Source organism: Citrobacter sp. MNAZ 1397, assembly GCF_023613995.1.
Taxonomy (GTDB): Bacteria; Pseudomonadota; Gammaproteobacteria; order Enterobacterales; family Enterobacteriaceae; genus Phytobacter; species Phytobacter ursingii.
Window position 1 is genome coordinate 2,726,747 of the sequence record NZ_JAKIVH010000001.1, and the last position, 22,350, is coordinate 2,749,096.

General features: G+C 52.3%; 17 protein-coding genes. 10 read left to right on the forward strand and 7 right to left on the reverse strand.

Annotated features, from left to right (window positions below):
- Positions 1-74: 74 nt before the first annotated feature.
- From L2097_RS12835 to L2097_RS12855, 5 genes are all read left to right on the forward strand, one after another.
- On the forward strand, positions 75-1,463 hold the full coding sequence (locus tag L2097_RS12835; RefSeq protein WP_250352948.1) for an NAD(P)-dependent oxidoreductase: 1,389 nt from the start codon (positions 75-77) through the stop codon (positions 1,461-1,463).
- A complete protein-coding gene (preA, locus tag L2097_RS12840) occupies positions 1,456-2,760 on the forward strand; it encodes an NAD-dependent dihydropyrimidine dehydrogenase subunit PreA (RefSeq protein WP_085005662.1) in 1,305 nt (434 codons plus the stop codon). Before L2097_RS12835 ends, preA begins: the two co-directional genes overlap by 8 nt.
- 384 nt (positions 2,761-3,144) lie before the next feature.
- Positions 3,145-4,593 (forward strand): dihydropyrimidinase, encoded by a 1,449-nt coding sequence (gene hydA / locus L2097_RS12845; protein ID WP_250352949.1) that lies wholly within the window; start codon positions 3,145-3,147, stop codon positions 4,591-4,593.
- A gap of 24 nt (positions 4,594-4,617) precedes the next feature.
- The gene (locus L2097_RS12850) at positions 4,618-5,904 is read left to right on the forward strand and encodes a Zn-dependent hydrolase (protein ID WP_250352950.1); all 1,287 of its coding nucleotides are present in this window, start codon (positions 4,618-4,620) and stop codon (positions 5,902-5,904) included.
- Positions 5,905-6,194: 290 nt separating this feature from the next.
- Positions 6,195-7,433 carry an EAL and HDOD domain-containing protein gene (locus L2097_RS12855; RefSeq protein ID WP_250352951.1) on the forward strand — a complete coding sequence of 413 codons (1,239 nt, stop codon included), beginning with the start codon at positions 6,195-6,197 and terminating at the stop codon, positions 7,431-7,433.
- A gap of 22 nt (positions 7,434-7,455) precedes the next feature.
- Here L2097_RS12855 and L2097_RS12860 read toward each other — a convergent pair whose 3' ends face one another.
- From L2097_RS12860 to L2097_RS12875, 4 genes are all read right to left on the reverse strand, one after another.
- Positions 7,456-8,634: a hypothetical protein gene (locus L2097_RS12860; protein ID WP_085005665.1), complete on the reverse strand. Its 1,179-nt coding sequence runs from the start codon at positions 8,632-8,634 to the stop codon at positions 7,456-7,458.
- A gap of 429 nt (positions 8,635-9,063) precedes the next feature.
- Complete coding sequence (locus tag L2097_RS12865; RefSeq protein WP_250352952.1) at positions 9,064-11,682, reverse strand: fimbria/pilus outer membrane usher protein; 2,619 nt, start codon at positions 11,680-11,682, stop codon at positions 9,064-9,066.
- Positions 11,683-11,799: 117 nt separating this feature from the next.
- Entirely contained in the window at positions 11,800-12,522 is a 723-nt protein-coding gene (locus L2097_RS12870) for a fimbria/pilus periplasmic chaperone (protein ID WP_250352953.1), read from the reverse strand.
- A 48-nt stretch (positions 12,523-12,570) separates the two neighbouring features.
- Complete coding sequence (locus L2097_RS12875) at positions 12,571-13,389, reverse strand: fimbrial protein (RefSeq protein ID WP_250352954.1); 819 nt, start codon at positions 13,387-13,389, stop codon at positions 12,571-12,573.
- 644 nt (positions 13,390-14,033) lie between these two features.
- Between L2097_RS12875 and L2097_RS12880 the strand changes: the two genes are divergently transcribed.
- Together L2097_RS12880 and L2097_RS12885 are read left to right on the forward strand one after the other, a co-directional pair.
- Positions 14,034-14,480, forward strand: a complete 447-nt coding sequence (locus L2097_RS12880; protein WP_052958871.1) for a winged helix-turn-helix domain-containing protein — start codon at positions 14,034-14,036, stop codon at positions 14,478-14,480.
- A gap of 199 nt (positions 14,481-14,679) precedes the next feature.
- The gene (locus L2097_RS12885) at positions 14,680-14,922 is read left to right on the forward strand and encodes a biofilm development regulator YmgB/AriR family protein (protein WP_082137073.1); all 243 of its coding nucleotides are present in this window, start codon (positions 14,680-14,682) and stop codon (positions 14,920-14,922) included.
- Between the two features lie 275 nt (positions 14,923-15,197).
- Here L2097_RS12885 and L2097_RS12890 read toward each other — a convergent pair whose 3' ends face one another.
- Entirely contained in the window at positions 15,198-16,517 is a 1,320-nt protein-coding gene (locus tag L2097_RS12890) for a sensor domain-containing diguanylate cyclase (protein ID WP_052958873.1), read from the reverse strand.
- Positions 16,518-16,819: 302 nt separating this feature from the next.
- Between L2097_RS12890 and L2097_RS12895 the strand changes: the two genes are divergently transcribed.
- Together L2097_RS12895 and L2097_RS12900 are read left to right on the forward strand one after the other, a co-directional pair.
- On the forward strand, positions 16,820-18,496 hold the full coding sequence (locus L2097_RS12895) for an McrB family protein (RefSeq protein ID WP_250352955.1): 1,677 nt from the start codon (positions 16,820-16,822) through the stop codon (positions 18,494-18,496).
- The gene (locus L2097_RS12900; protein ID WP_250352956.1) at positions 18,493-19,800 is read left to right on the forward strand and encodes an McrC family protein; all 1,308 of its coding nucleotides are present in this window, start codon (positions 18,493-18,495) and stop codon (positions 19,798-19,800) included. Before L2097_RS12895 ends, L2097_RS12900 begins: the two co-directional genes overlap by 4 nt.
- A gap of 97 nt (positions 19,801-19,897) precedes the next feature.
- On the opposite strand, the gene L2097_RS12905 is transcribed toward L2097_RS12900, so the two are convergent.
- Both L2097_RS12905 and L2097_RS12910 read right to left on the reverse strand, forming a co-directional pair.
- Positions 19,898-21,325: an MFS transporter gene (locus L2097_RS12905; RefSeq protein ID WP_250352957.1), complete on the reverse strand. Its 1,428-nt coding sequence runs from the start codon at positions 21,323-21,325 to the stop codon at positions 19,898-19,900.
- A gap of 112 nt (positions 21,326-21,437) precedes the next feature.
- Entirely contained in the window at positions 21,438-21,653 is a 216-nt protein-coding gene (locus L2097_RS12910; protein ID WP_250352958.1) for a hypothetical protein, read from the reverse strand.
- Here L2097_RS12910 and L2097_RS12915 point away from each other — a divergent pair.
- Positions 21,652-22,344: a heavy metal response regulator transcription factor gene (locus L2097_RS12915; RefSeq protein WP_047371412.1), complete on the forward strand. Its 693-nt coding sequence runs from the start codon at positions 21,652-21,654 to the stop codon at positions 22,342-22,344. The two genes, L2097_RS12910 and L2097_RS12915, sit on opposite strands and share 2 nt — an antisense overlap.
- The last annotated feature ends 6 nt before the right edge of the window (positions 22,345-22,350 follow it).

Genomic DNA, 22,350 nt, shown 5'->3' on the forward strand with positions numbered 1-22,350 from the left:
CGCGAAAACTTAACCATCTGGTCAGGATTTTTAACGCAGGGGAGAGATAACCCTGCTGACAATTCAGGAGAAGCATGATGAGCAACGATTCAGGTATCCACGCCCGGGGGATCCAGGCCGCACGGCTAACTCCCGACGCGTATGCCCGCGAGTTTGCGGACTGCGCCCCCCCGTTAACCGCTGCCCAGGCGGTGATTGAAGCAGAACGCTGTTATTACTGCTTTGATGCCCCCTGCTCCCGCGCCTGCCCGGCGGATATCGATGTGCCGAGCTTTATTCAGCGCATCGCCCAGAGCAATGATCGCGGCGCGGCAGAGATCATTTTACGCGCCAATGTGTTGGGCGGGATCTGTAGCCGCGTCTGCCCGACCGAAACCTTGTGCGAACAAGCCTGCGTGCGTAACGCGCAGGATGGCCGCCCGCTCAATATCGGCCTGCTCCAGCGCCACGCCACCGACCATTTCTTTGCTAACCCCGGGGAACCCCTGTTCGTCCGTGGGCCTGAAACCGGCAGGCGCATTGCCGTGGTCGGCGCCGGTCCCGCCGGGCTTACTGTCGCCCACCACCTGGCAATAGCAGGCCACAGCGTGGATCTCTTTGATGCCCGCAGCAAAGCTGGCGGTCTTAATGAATACGGTCTTGCCCGCTACAAAGTGACCGACGATTTCGCCGCGCGGGAAGTGGCCTGGCTGCTTTCAACAGGCGGCATCACGCTGCATACGGATAAAACATTGGGCAACGATTTTAGCCTCGCTCAGTTACGAGCCCGCTACGACGCGGTATTTCTCGGCACCGGGTTAGCGGGGGTGAATCAACTGGAAACCGGAGATACAGAACCCGAAGGGGTCTGTGAAGCGGTGGATTTTATCGCTGATTTGCGCCAGTGCGCGGATCTGAGCCAGTTCCCCGTTGGTCGTAAAGTCGTAGTCATTGGCGGTGGGATGACCGCCGTTGACGCCGCCGTGCAGGCGAAAAAACTTGGCGCGCAGGAGGTGACGCTGGTGTATCGCCGTGGCGAAGCACAGATGAAAGCCTCGGAAAAAGAGCGGCAATGGGCGCAGCTTAATGGCGTCACGATACGCCTGTGGGCCGCCCCTTTGCGCTTCGAGCAGCACAACAACCGGCTGACGGGCGTAGTGTTCAGCGTGGTGCGTGAGGGTGAAGTCAGTGATGAAACCTTCACGCTGGAAGCCGACATGGTGCTCAAAGCCATCGGGCAGACCTTCGACAGCGCTCCCGTTGGACAAGCCATTTCGCTCAAACACGGACGTATTGTCACCGACGAGTGCGGTCGCACCTCGCTGGCGGGCGTCTGGGCCGGGGGAGACTGCTGTGTGGGCGGCCTTGACCTGACGGTCGATGCTGTACGCCAGGGCAAGCTCGCCGCCCGTTCCATCGCACTGGCTCTGTCCATTACCGACGCCGCTAACGCCACCTCATTTCAGGAGCACTCCCATGGCTAGTCTGCATACCGATTTTCTTGGCATCAAAAGCCCCAATCCGTTCTGGCTGGCCTCCGCGCCGCCGACGGACAAAGAGTACAACGTAGAGCGCGCCTTTCAGGCAGGCTGGGGTGGCGTGGTGTGGAAAACGCTCGGGCTGGATCCGCACGTGGTCAACGTGAGCGGGCCGCGCTACGGCACCCTGCTCGGGCCTGACCGCCGCATTCTTGGGCTCAATAATATTGAGCTGATTACTGACCGGACGCTGGCCATCAACCTTGAAGAGATAACCCGCGTCAAACAGCGGTGGCCTGACCGGGCGGTGGTGGTGTCGATCATGGTGCCCTGCGAAGAAGAGGCCTGGAAAACCATTCTGCCGCAGGTAGAAGCCACCGGGGCTGACGGTATTGAGCTTAACTTCGGCTGCCCGCATGGGATGAGCGAACGCGGAATGGGCGCGGCAGTCGGCCAGGTGCCGGAATATATCGAAATGGTTACCCGCTGGTGCAAGCAATATTGCAGCCTGCCGGTGATCGTCAAACTGACGCCGAATATCACCGATATTCGTTATCCGGCCAGGGCCGCGAAAGCGGGCGGCGCAGATGCCGTGTCGCTGATCAACACCATTAATTCGGTAATAGGCGTGGATCTCGACCAGATGTTGATGTCGCCTCATACCGGCAGCCAGGGTTCACACGGCGGCTATTGCGGCCCGGCGGTGAAGCCGATTGCGCTGAATATGGTCTCGGAAATTGGCCGCGATGCCCAGACCCGTGGGTTGCCGATTTCCGGGATTGGCGGCATCGGCACCTGGCGCGATGCGGCAGAGTTTATCGCGCTGGGTTGCGGCACGGTGCAGGTTTGTACCGCCGCGATGGTCTATGGCTTCCAGATTGTGCGCGACATGATAAGCGGCCTGGAAAACTATATGGACCAGAAAGGGTTTCGGACCATCGAAGACTTCCGCGGCATGGCGCTACCCAGCGTCACCGACTGGCGTTATCTCAACCTTAATCACGTGGATAAAGCGGTAATCGACCAGGCGTCGTGCATTAAGTGCGGGCGCTGTCATCTGGTCTGTGAAGACACGTCGCACCAGGCGATTGCCGCCACCACCGGGGATGAACGCCGTTTCGAGGTACGTGAAGAGGATTGTGTCGGCTGCAATCTGTGCGCCTCGATTTGCCCGGTGGAGAACTGTATTTCACTGCGTAGTCTGCAACCCGGCGAAGTGGATAAGCGTACCGGCAAAGTAGTGACGGACCAGTACGCCAACTGGACAACGCACCCGAATAACCCGATGGCGCAATCGGCGTAGCTGAGAGCGGTGCGGCCTGCTCCCCCTCACCCCGGCCCTCGCCCTCAGGGAGAGGGAGAAAGACAAAGACAGCTCGGTCCAGCCCCCTCGCCCCCCGGGAGAGGGTTAGGGTGAGGGGATTTATTGGCGGCAGTGCGGCCTGCTCCCCCTCACCCGGGCCCTCTCCCTCAAGGGATAGGGGGAAAAACAAAACCAGCTCGGCCCAGTCCCTCGCCCTCAGGGAGAGGGAGAAAGACAAAGACAGCTCGGTCCAGCCCCCTCGCTCTCAGGGAAAGGGAGAAAGGCAAAGCCAGCTCGGTCCAATCCCCTCTCCCCCAGGGAGAGGGTTAGGGTGAGGGACAATGAACATCACTCACCAAACCAATGCACTACAGGAGAAAACGAATGCGTAACCTGTTGATTAATGGCGGCACGGTCGTCAACGCGGACCATCAGTGTCGTGCCGATGTGCTCTGTGTCGACGGCATCATCGCAGCCGTCGGCGATGCATCCCAGTGGGATCTTCCCATCGGTACCGAAACCGTGGACGCGGGCGGGTTATACGTCATGCCTGGCGGCATCGACCCGCACACCCACATGAATTTCCCGTTTATGGGCACCACCACGGTCGATGATTTTTACAGCGGCACCGCCGCGGCGCTGGCGGGCGGGACAACCACCATTATCGATTTCGTCATCCCCAACCCACAACAACCGCTGATGGACGCTTACCGCCAGTGGCGCGGCTGGGCAGAAAAAGCGGCGGCAGATTACAGTTTTCATGTCGCCATCACCTGGTGGGACGAAAGCGTACGTCAGGACATGGGCACGCTGGTGCAACAGGAAGGCATCAACAGCTTCAAACATTTCATGGCCTATAAAAACGCCATCATGTGCGATGACGAAACGCTCATGAACAGTTTCCGCCGCTGCCTGGAACTGGGGGCGATGCCCACCGTACACGCGGAAAACGGCGAGATGGTCTGGCTGTTGCAACAAGAGATGCTTAAGCAAGGCATCAGCGGGCCGGAAGCCCATCCGCTTTCCCGTCCGCCGGAAGTGGAAGGTGAAGCGGCCAACCGGGCGATTACGGTGGCCAGCATTATGGGTGTGCCGATTTACGTGGTACATGTCTCGTGCCGCGAATCTGCCGACGCTATCGCACGGGCGCGTGGACGCGGACAGCGTGTCTATGGTGAGGTGCTGGCGGGGCATCTGGTGATTGATGACAGCGTCTATCGCCATCCGGATTTTGGCTTCGCCGCCGCGCATGTGATGAGCCCGCCGTTTCGCGATAAATCCCACCAGTCAGCATTGTGGCATGGCCTGCAATCCGGCCAGCTTCACACCACCGCCACCGACCACTGTACGTTTTGCGCCAGTCAGAAAGCAGCAGGCCGCGACAATTTCACGAAGATCCCTAACGGCTGCGGCGGTGTAGAAGAGCGCATGGCAGTGATCTGGGATGCCGGGGTGAACAGTGGGCGTCTGACGCCGAGTGAGTTTGTTGCGATAACCTCCGCGAATACCGCGCGCCTTTTCAATATTTATCCCCGTAAAGGCTGTGTAGCGCCGGGGGCGGATGCCGACCTGGTGCTCTGGGATCCGACAGGTAGCAAAACCCTCTCCGCCAGCACCCACCACTCGCGCAATGACTTCAATATTTTCGAAGGCCGCACGGTTACCGGTGTACCAGCCTATACCGTGAGCCAGGGCCAACTGGTATGGGCAGACGGCGAACTGCGCGTTCGCGAAGGGGCGGGGCGCTATATCAAACGTCCGGCATTTGGGCCGGATTTCAGTGCCGCCGCCGCGTGGGAGCGCCAGCGCGCACCACAGGCCGTCGCCCGTTAATCATCTGACACAGAGGAAACAAGCATGAGCAGCGAAGTTGAATCACCCGAGACAAACCGCATTGATATCAGCGACCTTCGTGTGGATGGCGCACGGTTGTGGCAATCATTAATGGATCTCGCGCACATCGGCGCCACCCCCAAAGGCGGGGTTTGCCGGTTAACGCTGACCGACCTTGATCGTCAGGGTCGGGATTTGGTCGTTGGCTGGGGTAAAGCCGCTGGGTTGTCGGTCGAAATTGACCAAATTGGCAATGTTTTTATGCGCAGACCAGGCCGCAATAATGCCCTGCTGCCGATTGTCGCGGGAAGCCATATTGACACCCAACCTACCGGGGGGAAATTCGATGGTAATTTTGGCGTTCTGGCTGCGCTCGAAGTTATCCGCACATTGAATGACCGTGGCATTGAAACCGAAGCGCCAGTAGAGATGGTTTTCTGGACCAACGAAGAGGGGTCGCGGTTCGTGCCCGTTATGATGGGGTCAGGTGTGTTCGCGGGGATTTTCCCCCTGGAGACAGCTTATGCGGCCACTGATACCGACGGGAAAACGGTGAAAGATGAACTGCACAAAATTGGCTATGCGGGTGACGTGGTGCCAGGCACCCACCCTATCGGCGCCTACTTTGAGGCGCATATTGAGCAAGGCCCGATTCTGGAAGACAAGGATATCACCATCGGTGTGGTTCAGGCGGTGCTCGGCATTCGCTGGTATGATTGTATTGTGACGGGAATGGAGTCGCATGCGGGCCCAACACCAATGGCTATGCGTAAAGATGCCTTGCAGGTTGCCACCCAAATCATGCAGGAAGTGGTTAACATTGCCGGGCAATTCGCGCCTCATGGTCGCGGAACCGTAGGTATGGTCCAGGTATATCCAAACAGCCGCAACGTCGTGCCCGGCAGCGTCAAATTTTCTATCGATTTTCGCAATATGACCGATGCCGACGTTGATGAAATGGACGCGGAGTTAAAAGCGTTTATTGCGCAGACGGCGCAAAAAACCGGGCTGCAGGTGGAGCTGAAACAGGTCTCGCAATATCCTGCGGCCCCTTTCCACCCGGATTGCAAAGAGGCCGTACGGCGGGCGGCGCAAAAACTCGGCTATTCTTCCATGGATATTGTTTCCGGGGCAGGACATGATGCGGTTTATATGAGCATGCTCGCACCTGCTGGAATGATTTTTATTCCCTGTAAGGATGGCATCAGTCACAATGAGATAGAATATTCATCACCGGAACAGGTAACGTCCGGGGCAAATGTGCTGTTACACGCTATGCTGGAAAAAGCCGGGGTTGTGTCTCGATCGTAATCAGATACGTCATACCAAACCCGGTTGCAGGCAATCGGGTTTATTTTTTCAGCAGACAGTCCATTTTTACAGAAAACTTGCTCGATAATGCCCTGTAAATGAAGATGGGATTTGACTTAAGTCCCTCAGAAGTTTACAAAAGATACGATCTTCTGTAAGACCCACACACGTCTTTGCCATTTTCGTCCAGGCTTCCATTTCATCGGTAAAGGAAAATGATGGGGGATTAACCGGTTACATACCTTATTGACCGGTTTTTGTTTTTTGCAGGCATCTGTATGGAGTATCCAATGTTTTCTTTTGTCGCCCGCCAGGCGATTTTCGACGAAAATATGAACACAGTCGGTTATGAGCTGTTGTTCAGAGACAGCATGACGAACCGGTTTCCCGACGTTACCCCGGAATATGCCACTGCCCAAATCATCGTCGAACAATTTCTTGGCGCGCCGCTGGGTCGCCTCAAGGAGTACAGCGCGATTTTTGTCAATTTCCCGTATGAACTGCTGGTCCAGGGCATGGCCGAGACATTGCCAAAAGATCGTGTGATTGTGGAAATACTCGAAACGGCTGAACCGACTCCCCGCCTGCTTCAGACTGTAAAACAGCTTTATAAACATGGCTTTCGAATCGCCCTGGATGATTTTGAACTTGGCGATACGTGGAATGACTTCCTGCCGTATGTCAGCATCATCAAATTTGATGTGCGGATGAGCACGCCAGAAGCGATTAAAGCGTACATAAAAAATAAAGCTGACCTGTTGGAAGGGACTGTGTTTCTCGCCGAAAAAGTGGAAACAGAGGAAGAATACGCCTGTTATAAAAAACTCGGCTGCACGTTATTTCAGGGCCACTATTTCAGTAAGCCTGTTATCCATGCTAATAACAAACTCATTCAAAATCAGTCCATCACGCTGAAATTGATGAAAGAAGTCAATGCGGATTCACCTGACTTCGTGCGCATTGAAGCCTTGCTGAAACAAGATCTGGCGCTCTCTTTCAAACTCATGCGCTATGCGCAGAATATCGTTTTTAACGCGCGCGGCATCAAAAACGTGCGCAGCCAGTCGCTTAAAGACATCATTTTCTATCTCGGCACTAATGAACTGCGCCGTTTTGTGCTGGTGGCCTGTTTAACCTCGGTGAATGTCGGCAAGACGGACGAGATATACCATCGTTGCCTGATCCGTGGAAAATTCTGCGAGCTCGCCGCCGCACGCTCCATCAGCCGCCACTCGTCTGATGATGCCTTTATCGTGGGGCTGTTTTCACAGCTGGATGATATCTTTGAGATGCCGATGGCAGACCTGATCGGCCAGATCGACGTCTCAGCGAACGTCATGATGGCGCTGCGGGAAAAACGCGGCCCGCTATACCCTTACCTGCATCTGGCGCAGCTTTACGAAAATCATAAATGGGAAGATGTTAGCGCGCTCGGCCACAGACTGGGGTTTAACCGCAGCGTGGTGGCGGAATTGATGAAGACAGCGGCCCAGTGGGCCGATGAAATCCCTGGCGGCACCACCGGTTAAGCCATGTCCGGGCACCGATCGCTTATTCGTAGTTAGCAATCACTTCTATTGCTGCTCTGGCTCTGCCTGGCTGTGGTATCGCTTCGGTTTGAATAAAACGTGCCGCCATTTTGACGGTGGCAGAAGGCGCATTAGCCCCTAAGGTGATCGTGGGGGCATAACCGCTGACCAGCGAACTGACCGAGATGGGCATGTTAAACGCCACCGGTTTAACAGGGTTAATACCCGTAACCTGCGTGCTGTAATCGCCCCAGGCAAGTTGAACGCCATAACCCTGTGCCCCGCCGGCATCCAGCGCGATTGTTCCGCCAAGCGGGTTACCCAAATGATCGTTTACGATAACCGACGAGTAGGGAATGATTTTCAGGGATGGCGCTTTATTTTTGTTATTAGCGGTTTTGTTGCTTATGGAGCCATTCACAATTCCGCCATAGCCGTAAGCCTTCACCGGGCAATCAACGATAAAGCTGGCATCGCGCCATTCTGAAAAGCGATAAAAATTGAGGTGTTTGCCCAGTTGCACGGTTTGATTGGGCGTTCTCAGATTACAGGTACCCACATACAGTTTCGCGCTGCCAAGCAATGCGCGTGCGCTGATTATCCAGAATGACTCACTTAAAGCCCGGTTGCTGGTTAATGTTGCCGGGTTAAGATGTTCCCCCCCTGAACCGGGAATAAACCCCTGCACAACCGTTGGCCCGATAATTCCAAAAGGCGACACAGTAGAGGGAATATCGCCAGGAATTTTCCACAGACGAATGGTAACACCCTGATGGCGCCAGTAATTGGTACCATTCGCGGTTTCGCTGCTTATCGTCAGCATTGCGGGCCAGGCAGGGATAGCGGGAAACCCCGATACATCAAGGCTATTAACGGATATACCAATACCGCTAACATTAGTGGGATAGATAATATAGCCAGCTTGTGAGGTATCTCCGCTACCGGAGACATATGTTAAGGTCGCCGCCCTTGAAACCAGCCCACCAGACGGGCTGGAGGTACAGCGTGCGGTAACATTGTCAACGATTTGCATATTCAGACGATAAAGCTCGCTATAGTCTGTGATATGTGAACTGACAGTAATATTTACAGGCGCAATTTCTACGTTAACCGGCGCAGGGTTTCCTCCGGATAAACAGGTTAGTTCTGCCGCACTTATTTTTTCGCCATAGCTCAAAGAAAGAGATATTATAAACATCATCTTTGTTAGCCATGCTCGAAACTGCAACAGACAGATACTACATTTTGATGATCGCCCCATTGTATTGATATTCACCCGTTAATATTAGGCACTTTATTTTTTATCAAAAAAGAGTAGCGTTTCAATCGTTAATCTTCAATTTCCATAAAACGTAAAAACATTAATTCGCAATAAAATAAAAAACAGATATTAATTTTGAAATATTTAATCACATTCCAACGCGCAGAATAATATTTCAAAACAAAACTATTTTTTGAGCTGGTAAACTCTCTTATTCTGAATTTTCATTTGTGATAAACGCTATTCCGGAATCCAGCTCGAAAAATTCCAGGCATGTGATTATTCGATAAAAAAGGGACGAAGGGCACATAAAAAAGGCGGTAATCGAAATTACCGCCGAAAGCGAGACAGGCTTTATGGGAAAGAAAACTACGGCGTAACGGCTGCCAGAGTACCGCCGCTATGACCTGAACGTCCTGGTGCCTGGTATGTCTGACATGGCATGGTGAACTGCTGAGGCAGTCCCTGCATTTCTTTGTCTTTAGGTTCAGGCGCAAGGACATAACTCACCTGACAGCGGTTATGCATTTCTTCACCCCATTTCACCACCAGCGTGCCTTTCTCTTCTTCTACGCGGGCATAAATCAGACCGCCCTGCGTGACCGTACCGACGTTGGCATTTTTATCATTAAAGACCTCGGCACCAAAAGGTACCGGCTCGCCGCCAAATGTGGAACGAATAAGTACTGCCGTTCCGCGGTGAGTATCAAATTTCACTTTCACCACCGCACCTGCGCGGGGTACGACAGTTTGTGAGGTACTTTCAAATTCCACGTCCAGCGAAGAACCTTCCGGATCGATGGCGACCGAGTTCATACTGTAAGGCACTAATCCCGGATATAACGCATAGCCGAACATATCAACTTTCGAACTGGCATACCCTGCCACTCTGGCGCCTTCAGCGCCCTTGGCTTCTATAAGCGCAAAAGTATCGTTATTAATTGGCGAAAGCGTCACTCCGCCAGAATGCACTACGGCTGCGCCATTCATGCTCAGGGAGGTGCTCTTATAATTTCTTCCCTGGCTATAACTGCCGTTCATTGTCGCAGCGCTCCCCTGCCAGCCCAGCCCCATGGTGGTCGAAGTGCCACTGTAATTGTCATGGCTGGCAGCCATGTTGTAATTGTATTTGTTGTTTTCACCAAAGGTACCAGAGACCATCGCCTGCTCACCTTTGCCGCCGTCGCTGTTCTGGTTATAACGCAGGCTCAGATAAGGCGCGCGGGTTTCAAAGCTGTCCCACAGTGGCATGGAAAGCCCAAGGTAGAAGTTCGTTTGCTCCCGACCAGAGGCCGTTTTGCTGCGCCCAGCGCTGATGCTGTAGTTAAAGCGCCAGAAATTATTGGAATAGCCTATCTGGTAATATTTGTTATAACCCTGCTTACTGTTCCAGTAGTTTTCCATGGTAGCGCTGGCATACACACTGCCCCAGCCATCAGGTAATCCCTGATTCAGGCTGATATTAAAGCGGTTTTTCGAACGCCAGATACTGTCAACGCTGTAGCCTTCTTTGACATAATCCCGCGCCTGCAGCGCTGTCAAAAACTCCATATAGTTTTTACTGGAGAAACGGTACGCGGCCAGCGTGATATTACTGTCGGTTTCGTTAATAAGCTTACTGTAGCTAATGCGATAACTTTGTCCCTGCAGTTTACCGCCGCCTTTTTTGCCGACATCGCTGTTAGACCAGGTTACGTCGGCACTCAATGCCCCGATAACACTGCCCACTGCCGTTCCCAACTGCGCTGACTGATAGTGCTTACTGAACTGCACGCCACCGTAGCCCGTCAGGTAATTACTCAACCCGCGTTGATACGTTGCTTCATAGAATACGGGTTCGGTGGAAAGATTGGTTTCGCGTAATTTACCTGCGGTGAAACTGTACTCCTGAACGCCCGGGCGCAATAGCTGGGCTACTGATGCATAGGCCATGGTGTATTGCTGAACGCTGCCATCGGCCTCTTTGATAGTAATCTCCAGATCGCCGCCGTAGCCGGCAGGATAGAGATCATCAATAATAAACGCGCCCGGCGTTACCGTGGTTTCATAGATAACATTGCCTAACTGACGCACGGTCACTTTGGCATTGGTTTTTGCTACACCACGAATTTCTGGCGCATAGCCGCGTTGCACATCCGGCAACATCCGCGAATCACTGTTGATACGCGCACCGATGAAAGGCACGGAACTAAAGATCTGACCGGTGGTATTGCTTTCCCCGGCAACAAACTGGCTGCGCAGGGCGGCAATATCACGCTGAATGTAAGTATTAGTGACGTTATATTTGCCACCCTGATTTTTATCCCAGTTATAGGATCCATTATGGCGTAGCTGCCATGCGCCAATATTTAACCCTGCATTCAGCGAGGCAAATAATGAACGAGAATCATAACCGCTATAACTGGAATCATAGCCGCTGAGGTAATAACCCAACGTCAGAGCCGGAATACCACTCTCCCACAATTCGGGACTCACTGCACCACGCATGGTACGGTTAACCATTGCCTGAGGCACGGTGATATTCAGACGCTGCTCGCTACTGTCGAACTCTACCTTTGCCTGAGGAATCAGTTTTTCAATATCGGTACAAGGGTGGGCCGCTTCGATGGTCTCCCTGGCCTCTGTGGACAGGCGGTCTTCTTTTAAATTGATCAGACGAACCAGTTTAGGTGTTAAGCAAGGGTAAACGCGCTTATTGCTCGCCTCCTTGAACTCCACCTCATCATTTGCCATTTGTACGTCATTGACAAAAATGCTGACGCGGTATTTGCCCGGTGTGGCGCTGGAGCCAAAAGTAAAACGCTCAAGGTCGACTTTGTTGTGTCCCATCATACGCAACAGGTCATCTTCAAACTCAACCACATTGCGTGCATAATCATCGGGATCGTTCGCTGCAATTTCTTCTACTGCTGTTGTTTCGATATTCTCTTCGCTTTTCGCGAGTTCTTCACCCCAGACAGGAAAAGCCATCAGCAACGATAACGCCACAGGTGACAACCGGCCTCGAAATGGCAATGTTTTACATCTGGCGTTAGACAATTCCATAAGAAACCCCGGTAAACTTCGTTAATCCATTAACCGCAAAACACAGAGGTATTGATTTATTTATTTGTTTTGCGCCTGCGCAGAAACCAATGCGCCATAATCATTTATTGCGTGGTAATACAATTTTTTAATATCAGTGACTTTATTAATTCCTGAGAATTTATAATGCTGAGTTTCCCCAGGCGCGATCATTTTACCCTCCGTATCTTTGCCACCATACTGTAGAAGCTGTAGAGAGACATAATACGGCGTCGGGTTAGTCACATTGACGCCATCACCGGCAGGCTGCCACTGAAGTTCTTTAATAGCCTGCAACGAATTGCCTTTCAGCCCAGCCGGACGATAGAACAATTTAATGCGTGAACGAAACGCAATATTCAGGCGACTTTGGTCTTCTTTAATCCCTTTCGATTTGGCTGGCACTTCCAGGACATTTACCCAGAAAACAGATTCTTTATCTTGCGGTAACGGCGGCGATCCTAAATACGTGATACGTAGCGACTGTGATTTACCCGCATCCACACGGTTAATCGGCGGCGTTAACACAAACGGAACGGCAATGTTAGCCGGTACCGCTTTTTCCATACCAGCATCCATCCAGTTCTGAATTAAGACAGGCACTTTATTATTATTAGTAACAGTAACCGTTACCTCTTTCTTCTTGCCCTGATAAATAACACGAGTACCATTAATGACAATACTTGCCTGCGCCAGTTGCATCCCGCAGAGCATTACGGCGGTCAGGGCTACTGCTGCGCATTTAAATGAATGACGCAATCCCATATACACTCCTGTAAAAAAGAAAGGGGCAGAGGCTGCCCCTTAGAGACATTATTCGTACATCAGGTCATATACGACAAAGCTACGAACCATACCGGCAGTCACACCCGCCGCGCTACCGCTGTCAGAAACGTATTCCACGAAGTACGGTAAAGACGTGGTATCAGCATCGCCTTTGTAAGTATCACCGCCCAGTAATCTTGCCTTGTTATTGGCGATCTGGTCGTTAGTGTCACCCACTTTAATAACACGGTAGTCGCTGTCCAGCAGGCGCAGTTTCACGCCGGTTGCAGCACCGTTATCACTCGGGGTCGCCGTCAAATCATCCGCAAAAGCACGCGAGGTGTTTTGCACAGCGATGTTATTTAAATAACCGGTCACCATGTCAACGTTGCCCAGCATTTCCGCTGCCATCGCGGCACCAGCAACGGCACCTTTGCGGCTTTCATAGCGCTCAACGTCACCGGTCGCCAGATTACCACCGAAAATCGCTTTCACTTTGGTGACAGTAGCGGAAGTGCCGGTTGGGATACCGGAACTGTCCCTGACTGCAACTTTACCGATAACGCATGGAGAAGGTAATGCGGATGCCTGGCTGTGTACCTGTAAGAAGAACGGCGTACGTCCGGCGGCTCCATTTGCTGCAAATTCAGATTTAGGAACAGGACGCAGCAGTACGGTGTTCGAGGTATCCGCGGCAGCAGTGCCACCGGTGCCATCCACAGTGCCCTGAACATCTACATAGCAGGTGGTGTCGGTGATTTCACCGATAAACTCAATGGTACCGCCATTTTCGGTTACCGGTGCCGCGTATGCCGCGTTCATTGTCAGTGCTGCCAACACAGATGATGCGATAAGAAGCTTTTTCATATTTGATGTCCCATAATTGAGATAAAAATTTGCAAACGTCCATTTCGCTTAATGATTAAGCAGATAAAGATGGCGGCTTAGATACGAACACTTACGGCGACAGGCAAGCCACTGAAGATATTTCTTATCGCTTCACCATCTTTTCGAGAGCAAATTTATCTTTAAACGGGTGATATACATAATCATCACAACACTAAAACTGAATCACTAACCTCCCGCAGTTAAATAGATACTTCCACCACAAAAGACAATTACCAGGATATTTTGTGTTGGCTTAATTTGTATAAATTGCGCCAAATCAAATTATCAACTCGTTTTTTTCGTGAAATTTTTTCTTATTTTTAGCGCACCAAAAAACGAACCAAAAAACATCACCTTTAAAAACAGGTAATTAAATTGCACAAATTTTTATGTGTTCACTATGTACTGAACGTAAAGAGAATGTATTTTGTATTGCAAAATTTATCAAAAACAAGAAAACATTATCGCTGGTTATATTTACCATCATAAAATACAAAAAACATAACCCAGATAAATATATTATCCACTACGTTACGTAAGGTAATACTTTGCGGGTTTCTCTGATGAATTTAAATTGTATAATCGCTGAACAGTTCTGACATCATATATCAAGGACGAAAATAATGAACAAAGTATTATTCGGCTACTATATCGGTCCAGATATCCAGCTGGATATCATCCATAAGCATCTGATTAATACCAGTGGGCGGCTTAAACCCGGCAAACGCGAACGCATTCCATTGCGCGACACCAAACTACGTTTGCTGATGTATTTACTGGCGCATGGCGGTAAAGGCGTGATTACAACACAGCGATTGATGATCAATGTCTGGGATAAATATGGCCTGCGCTCTTCCGCACCGCGTTTATGGCAGGTGATGCAGGATCTGAAACTGACATTGAGCATGATGGGCATTGACGATGATTTTATCAGCCGCGTGGATAATAAAGGTTATCAGGTCAACAGCGCTATCGTCACCGCCCTGTATTGCGAAAGCCGTCTGCAAAACCTGCCGATAGAAGACCTGGTCCCAGTAGACGAAAGCAAGGAACTTCACCCCTCTCTCTGACTCACACGCCGTTGTGCTCCGTTATGAACATCTGTTTTATATAGCCACAGGTTATATAAAAGATAGTTATGAAAGATGAAATTTCATAACTTTTCGATTTGTAAAGATGGGCATCGCTGTCTAGTTTTATCTGGCGAAACAAAACGCTCTCGCCCTTTCGGGAGAGCCATCAGCCTCTTTTTCACAGGTACATTTGTCGATGAGCGTTAACGAGACGGAGAGTGAATTCCCATTTGCTCTGCATCCCCATGAGAAAGATATTGAGCAACAGATTATTACCGATATCAAAGCGACGTTACTGGCCAGAAAATCCATGGCCACTAATAAGGACATCATTCTGGAACTGCTGCTAAGGCTGGAGACGGAACAGGAAATAGCAAAACTGGACGTCTATCGAAGTACACTGGAACGCGTGGTACACGCAACGCCTGACGATATCTGATTTGTGTCTCGTTTCCCCCACCTGCGGGTGGGGGTTTTTTCCCTCAATGCCCATTCCACCCCACTTTCTGGCTGCCAGACCTCTCAAAAACCTTACTGTTAATAAGCAATATGTGCTTATTCGTAATATTCATGAAAATTATTTATACAAATGACTTTTGCTAGTCAGCTAACTATTTTGGAGAGGCTTTTGTAACGAATGGCCATATGGTCTCCCCTTCTGAAGCCATGGATTTATCTTCAGAAGGGGTATTTTTTGGCATAAGGAAGGCGGAATCACTCGTTTTTGACACCGGCAACCACCACACGGTTACGTCCTTGCTTCTTCGCCGCGTACAAGGCGGTATCAGCTTTACCGATGAGCGCGCTGGCAATCATATGCTGAGGCTTGTCTTCCATGCGCATACTCTCGCAATCGAGCGTCGCCACACCAATGCTGATGGTTAAATAGCCCATCGGGCTTGCGGCGTGCGGCAATTTAAGGGCGTTAATATGCTCGCGCAGACGCTCGGCAACGGACAATGCAGCCGCTTTATTGGTATCCGGTAATATCACCAGAAACTCTTCGCCACCATACCGGCTGACATTATCATCCGGATGTACCAGCGAGGCCACCAGCGCCCTGGCCACAATTTGCAGGCACTCGTCACCGGCCTGATGGCCCTGATTGTCGTTATACAACTTAAAAAAATCAATATCTATCAGACAGATAGATAACGGGAAGTGACCATGATAAGACCGCGTGACTTCCGACAGCAAGCACTCGTCCATAAAGCGGCGGTTAAACAAACCGGTTAGATGATCGTGCTGGGCATGCCGTTGCAGTACCTGGTTCGCCCCCGCCAGCTTTTGTTCTGCCTGGCGACGCGCGGTGATATCCACCCAGGTTATCGATAACCCCACCACATTACTGCTCGCATCGGTCACCGCAATAGACTGTGCGTCATAACAGCGATCATGCCAGATCATTTCACGTCCAGGGATCTCTTCACCCATGTCCGCCAGCGCAAAATCTTCTTCGAAGAGATGCCAGAACTCCGGCATATGCTGGGACAGGAAACTCTCCGCCAGTTCGTGTCCGTCATTGTGTAACAGACGATGCATTGCCTTGTTGGACATCACCAGACGCCCCTGACGATCAATCATACACAGCGCAACAGGGGTCGTATCGTAGATGGTCTCCAGTTGCAGGACACGCTCGCCAAGGGTGGAAATGTTGCGGTCAACACCACGGTAGCCACAGAGTTCACCCTGTTTATCGAAGAGAGGGATACCACTGGTTTCCAGCACGACAATCCGCCCATCCGCGCGCTGGTTACGATTCACCAACCCGGAAAACGCCCTTTTTTCCTGCACAATCTCCATAAAGGCGCGTCCCACACGCTCGGCTTCCCCTGGCGGCATAAAATCGAACGGCGTCTTGCCAATCACCTCTGATGGCGGATAGCCAAGCAAACTGGTGACCACATCTGAAGCCCAGGTATAACGTCCTTGCGCATCCACTTCCCACACCCAATCTGAATTTTGATTCAGTAAATCATACAGATGCTGCACATCAACATCATGCAGGGGCAACGATTTTTCTTTATCACTCATGAATGTTATCCGCATGTCCCAAAACCGCCCGGACAGCAAGGGCAAAATGGTGTTGACGCCTGACTATACGCTGTAGCGATAGCTGAATTATCTATTATTGATACAGTAAATGTTAACGTTTTACTAATATGCTGTAACGATAACAATTTAGAAAGGCTGAAACGCGCCCGCCCCGTTTATGGCGCCGGTAACCCTGTTTTGCATCACCCAGTTCAGTCGCCAACGAAGTGACACAGCCTGTCAACGTCCTGTGCATAATGGCTGGATTCCAGAACATCATTACCCATTGGACGGAGTGCGCGATGACCGTAACGGCAGAACAACGAGAACAAATACTGGCGGATTTTCACCGTAAATGGCCCCTTTCCGCGCTGCAGAACCTGACGCTGGAACAGTACATTTGCCTGGGCGATAAGAGTACGCTCGCTTACTGGCTGGAGTTTGGCGAAGGTCGTTTTCTGGGGTCGATTAAAGGCGGCGATGCGTCGAAATTTGGCATCTATGAGCGTAAAAACCAGGCCAAAGGCGAGCGTGGATTTATCTCATCCGATGACCGCTATTCCTGGAAAAATAAGTACGGACACACGGCTGCGGAAGCCTTCGCCACCATCAAAGCAGATATTCTGACCCTCGTCAGAGCGGCTCAGGCAGGTGATACCGAGACTATCGAGGCGCTGGATTTTGAAATTGCCCTAAAGTGGAAGCTCGCCTTCCTTTATCAGGATCATGATCAGCCATGTGTGTTGCCCATATACAAACTGCAGGCGCTGCAAACCTTGCTGCCTGATAACAGGAACCTTACGCACGCCGACGCCTACCGCATATTGCTGGCTAAACGTGGTAATAACCCCCTGATTCAATACGGTCTGGATCTCTGGAAAGAGAGTGAAGCGGAAAAAGACGATTCGCCAGCCCGGAGCCTGGACGATATTACCGATGATGAGAGCGAGCCTCATGTTGAGCAACCCGTCGTGGCATTAAACCAAATCCTCTATGGCCCGCCGGGAACCGGTAAGACCTGGAATACGGTGAATCATGCCCTGGCCATCCTCGATCCTGCGTTTCTTGATGCTCATCGCGACGAGCGACATCTGCTCAAAGCGCGTTTTGATGCATTGACTAATGAGGGGCACATTGATTTTGTCACCTTCCATCAAAGCTTTAGCTACGAAGATTTTGTCGAAGGTATTCGCGCGGACATTACAGATAGCGGCGCAGGATTGCAGTACCGTATCGAGGATGGCATTTTCAAAAAGGTCTGTCTCCGGGCGCAAACGCTCCCTGCACAGCCTCACGTTCTGATCATTGATGAAATCAACCGCGGGAATATTTCGCGCATTTTTGGCGAACTCATTACCCTGATTGAGCCATCAAAACGTCAGGGGCAAAGCGAGGCGCTGGACGCCATCCTGCCCTACTCGAAGAAACGTTTTAGCGTCCCCGGCAACCTGTATATCATCGGCACGATGAATACCGCAGACCGCTCGCTGTCCGGACTGGACATTGCCCTGCGCCGCCGCTTCACCTTCATTGAAATGCTTCCACAACCGGAATTGCTGGACGATGTGGTCATTCGCCATGAAGAGGGGGATATTCAGGTCGGCAATCTGCTGCGCGTCATCAACCAGCGTATTGAAGTCTTGCTGGATCGCGACCACTGTCTGGGGCACGCCTGGTTTATGCCGCTGCATGCAACGCCCACCCTGCCAACGCTGGCCTCTATCTTCAAAAACCAGGTCATTCCGCTGTTGCAAGAGTACTTCTTTGAAGACTGGCAGCGCATTAACTGGGTGCTGAATGGCCATCACCCCGACAGGATTACGCCGCGTTTTATCAGTCCTCCCGCCGGCGGCCCATCGCTGGAAAAGCTGTTTGGTAAAGAGGTAGCCGCAGAACTCAGCGACAGACGCTGGCAGTGTAACGAGGCGGCCTTTCTGTGCCTGGAGAGTTATCGTCTGATTCTGCGGGAGGCCGAGTGAAAACAACGTGGATAACGGTTCGCGAACACGCGCGCCTGACCACCTCGGACGTAACAGACACCCTTGATCGCGCGCAAATCGGTGCCAGCGCCTTCGACTGGCTGTGCCAATTGCAGGCCGGATTCAGTAAGCAAGGTGCCAGACTGGTGGAGGTGGAAGACCGCCGCTGGCTCCGGCTGGACAGCTATGTCGGCATCATCCATACCCCATGCGGTACGGACATCGAAATTCTGCCCAAGCATGTTGCCGAGGATGACTCGCCGGAGAACAGCCGGGCCCTGCTGTGCAAACTGATTGCTTCCGCGCTTAATTTGCCGTACCGGGAAACCGGCACGGCGGACCTGCAACTGTTTCGCTTCCCGCTCACCGAGTGGATCATGCGCCAGTTTTTACACGCGCTGGACCGATTACTCAAACGCGGGCTACGTTTTGATTATCAGCAGGTTGAGGAAGAGCAGCCGTATTTACGCGGACAACTGGATATGGCCAGACAGATGCGGCAACCGCCGGGGCGTGAGCACCGTTTTCACCAGCGTCACGCGGTGTTTTTGCCCGACAGGCCGGAAAACCGTCTGTTGCGTCTGGCGCTGAATACGGTGTGCCAACAGGCCAGGGAGGCTGACAACTGGCGACTGGCCCATGAGCTGCATGCCATCATGCAAGCGATCCCCGCCAGCCGACAGGTAAAACTCGATTTCGCCCACTGGCGAAACGACCGTTTGCTAGCCCACTACCAGCCCATCCGTCCGTGGTGTGAGCTGATCCTCGGGGAACAGATTCCGCTCGCGGTTCAGGGGCAGTCGAAAGGAATCAGCCTGCTCTTTCCGATGGAGCGCCTGTTCGAACAACACGTCGCGCGGACGCTCAAACAACAGCTTCCCCCGACAGTACATCTTCGTCCCCAGGCGGCGAGTGAATACCTCTGCCGTCATGACGATAAAGATATGTTCAGGTTAAAACCGGATTTGTTAATGGCGCTCGGAAGGCAGAAATGGCTGCTGGATACCAAATGGAAACGCCTGGATGCCGGGGCCCGCGACAATAAATATGACCTTGCGCAGCAAGATTTCTATCAGATGCTGGCCTACGGTCATAAATACCTGGAGAGCAAAGGAGAGATGGTGTTGATTTACCCTAAAACACGGGAGTTCCCGGCGCCATTAAAACCCTTTTTCTTCTCGCCTGAGCTGATACTCCATGTCTGGCCCTATGATCTGGAGAACGACATCCTCATGGCATCTGAGGTTCATTCGCTGCCGCTCGCAGGAAGTCCCCATACACATGTTCATACCGATGCCGCCTGAAAAGGCGGCTTTGTTCAGGAGGATGGATTAAAAACGTCCTCCTTGAGACGAGATAAAATAATCAGATGCGCTGAAAAGGGGTGATTCGCCCCTCTATTTATTGCTTCGGCTTTTGCGAAACATTGCGCCCCGCACCCGAATCAAGGCGGGTGATATCGTACAAACCAACCGCCGTGATAAGCGCGATAATCACAAACCCCAGCTTAAAGGCCATCCCCTGAATATCGCCGATATCCAGCGCGTCGGTAATTAGCGCGCCTGCGCGAATACTCAGCGCGCCCAGTGTGACCCCCAGACCATTCGCTAGTTGTAACGACGTACTAAAGAGCGTATTCGCCGAACTCATCTCCGTCGTCGGCACCTCAGCAAACGCCAGCGAGCTAATGCCGGTAAACTGCATTGAACGGCTCAGACCGCCGATAAACAGCAGCGCAAGGGTCAGCAGTTGCGGCGAGTCTGGCGCTAAAAAAGCGCAGAAAAACAGCGACAGCACGCAGACTACCCCGTTACCAATCAGCAGCTTTTTAAAGCCAAAGCGGCGAATCAGCGGCGTCGTAGCAGGCTTCATCGCCAGGTTACCGGCAAACACCGCCAGCACCAGCGACCCGGCCTCAAACGCGCTCATCCCAAAGCCGACCTGGAACATCAGGGGCAGCATAAACGGCGCGGAACTGATGGTGGCGCGGAAAATAAAGCCACCGCGCATGGTGACGCGAAAGGAATGTACCGACAGCGAGCTCAGGCCGATTAACGGTGCAGGCGCACGCCGCAAATGGCGAATACTCCATACCAGCGCCAGTACGCCAACGGTTAGCGTCGCCCCGGCACTCACCACACTCACAGGCTGCTGACTGAACATTTCCAGCCCCGCCACCAGGCACAGCATGGTTAACCCCGTGGCGATAAAACCGATCACATCGAAGGGACGCTTTTCATCCGCGGACAACCCAGGCATCAGTTTCAGTGCCAGAACAATAGCCACCAGCCCCAGCGGCACATTCAGGAAAAAGATCCAGTGCCAGCTTGCGTAGGTGGTAATAAAGCCCCCCAGCGGAGGGCCAATAATGGGGGCCACCAGCGCAGGCCAGGTCAACGTGGCGATAGCTTTAATCAGTTGATCTTTTGGCGTCGTTCGCAACACCACCAGCCGTCCGACCGGCACCATCATTGCGCCGCCCACTCCCTGTAAAACGCGCATCAGCACAAATCCGGTGACATTTTGCGTTAGCCCGCAACACAGCGACGCGACGGTAAAAATCAGCAGGGCGAGGCTAAATACCGTTCGCGCGCCAAAACGCTCCGCCACCCAACCGCTGGCCGGAATCAGCATCGCCAGCGTCAGTAAATAGGCGCTGATGCCGATATTCAAATCAATCGCGGAAACGCCAAAAGCGTTCGCCATATCCGGCAAGGCCGTCGCGATCACCGTGCCATCCAGAAACTCCATAAAAAATGCGCTGGCAACCAGCAACGCCACCCCAGAAATACGCCCGCTACCGGTCACTTTGCTTTTGGGTGTTTGCATCTGGGGTGTCTCAGACGAGGCCATAACATGTTCTCAGCATAGATAACGTCCATTTTTCACAATGGTCTGACAGGCACGGAAAAGTTGTTATACCAAAAATACATACCCACGGTTAAGCCAATTTTCCCTTGATTGTCCTCAGGTTGATTTTTTGCAATGTATCCCGCTCCTTTCGCCTTTGCGGCGAGGCGGTGTCTACGCTTTCTTTGGCGCCGGTAACAGAGGCTGACAAAAATGTCAGCAAAATGTCAGCTCGCTGTTGGCAATAACGCGATAAAATCACCGTCATCATCACATCTGTCCGTGGCGACAAAGGAAGAGCATCCATGCGACTTCTGCTGGTCGAAGATGAGGAAAAAACCTCGTCCTATATTTATCGCGCCCTCAGCGAACTGGGTTTTACCGTGGATGTCGCCGCCAACGGCACAGAAGGTTTACATCTGGCGGTGGAATTTGACTATGAGGCCATCATTCTGGACGTGATGTTGCCGGGCCTTGACGGTTACAGCGTGTTAAAAGGCCTGCGCGCCAGTAAAAACACGCCGGTTCTGATGCTTTCTGCGCGTGGCTCGGTTGATGAGCGGGTTAAAGGGCTGCGCCAGGGGGCGGATGATTATCTGCCCAAGCCGTTTTCCCTGATAGAACTGGTCGCCCGCATTCAGGCGTTGCTGCGCCGACGCTCCAGCGACGGCACGGACACCACTCAACTGCAGATCCATGATTTGCACCTCGATCTGTTGGCCCGCCGGGTCTCACGGGCCGGGGACCGTCTGGAACTTACGGCGAAAGAGTTTGCGCTGCTCAGCCTGCTCGCCCGCCATAAAGGTGAAATCCTCTCCAAGATGATGATCGCAGAACAGGTGTGGGATATGAATTTTGACAGCGATGCCAATGTCGTGGAGGTGGCGATTAAACGTCTGCGGGCCAAAGTAGATGCCCCCTACCCCGTTAAACTGCTGCATACCGTTCGGGGCATGGGATATGTCCTTGAAACACGGCCGGAGAGCCCCACGAAATAGAGCCAG

Excerpts from the sequence above, each read along its gene's own strand:
- L2097_RS12835 (WP_250352948.1), top strand. The coding sequence starts at position 75 with ATGATGAGCAACGATTCAGGTATCCACGCCCGGGGGATCCAGGCCGCA.
- preA (WP_085005662.1), top strand. The coding sequence starts at position 1,456 with ATGGCTAGTCTGCATACCGATTTTCTTGGCATCAAAAGCCCCAATCCG.
- hydA (WP_250352949.1), top strand. The coding sequence starts at position 3,145 with ATGCGTAACCTGTTGATTAATGGCGGCACGGTCGTCAACGCGGACCAT.
- L2097_RS12850 (WP_250352950.1), top strand. The coding sequence starts at position 4,618 with ATGAGCAGCGAAGTTGAATCACCCGAGACAAACCGCATTGATATCAGC.
- L2097_RS12855 (WP_250352951.1), top strand. The coding sequence starts at position 6,195 with ATGTTTTCTTTTGTCGCCCGCCAGGCGATTTTCGACGAAAATATGAAC.
- L2097_RS12860 (WP_085005665.1), bottom strand. The coding sequence starts at position 8,634 with ATGATGTTTATAATATCTCTTTCTTTGAGCTATGGCGAAAAAATAAGT.
- L2097_RS12870 (WP_250352953.1), bottom strand. The coding sequence starts at position 12,522 with ATGGGATTGCGTCATTCATTTAAATGCGCAGCAGTAGCCCTGACCGCC.
- L2097_RS12875 (WP_250352954.1), bottom strand. The coding sequence starts at position 13,389 with ATGAAAAAGCTTCTTATCGCATCATCTGTGTTGGCAGCACTGACAATG.
- L2097_RS12880 (WP_052958871.1), top strand. The coding sequence starts at position 14,034 with ATGAACAAAGTATTATTCGGCTACTATATCGGTCCAGATATCCAGCTG.
- L2097_RS12885 (WP_082137073.1), top strand. The coding sequence starts at position 14,680 with ATGAGCGTTAACGAGACGGAGAGTGAATTCCCATTTGCTCTGCATCCC.
- L2097_RS12890 (WP_052958873.1), bottom strand. The coding sequence starts at position 16,517 with ATGAGTGATAAAGAAAAATCGTTGCCCCTGCATGATGTTGATGTGCAG.
- L2097_RS12895 (WP_250352955.1), top strand. The coding sequence starts at position 16,820 with ATGACCGTAACGGCAGAACAACGAGAACAAATACTGGCGGATTTTCAC.
- L2097_RS12905 (WP_250352957.1), bottom strand. The coding sequence starts at position 21,325 with ATGCAAACACCCAAAAGCAAAGTGACCGGTAGCGGGCGTATTTCTGGG.
- L2097_RS12915 (WP_047371412.1), top strand. The coding sequence starts at position 21,652 with ATGCGACTTCTGCTGGTCGAAGATGAGGAAAAAACCTCGTCCTATATT.
- L2097_RS12910 (WP_250352958.1), bottom strand. The coding sequence starts at position 21,653 with ATGGATGCTCTTCCTTTGTCGCCACGGACAGATGTGATGATGACGGTG.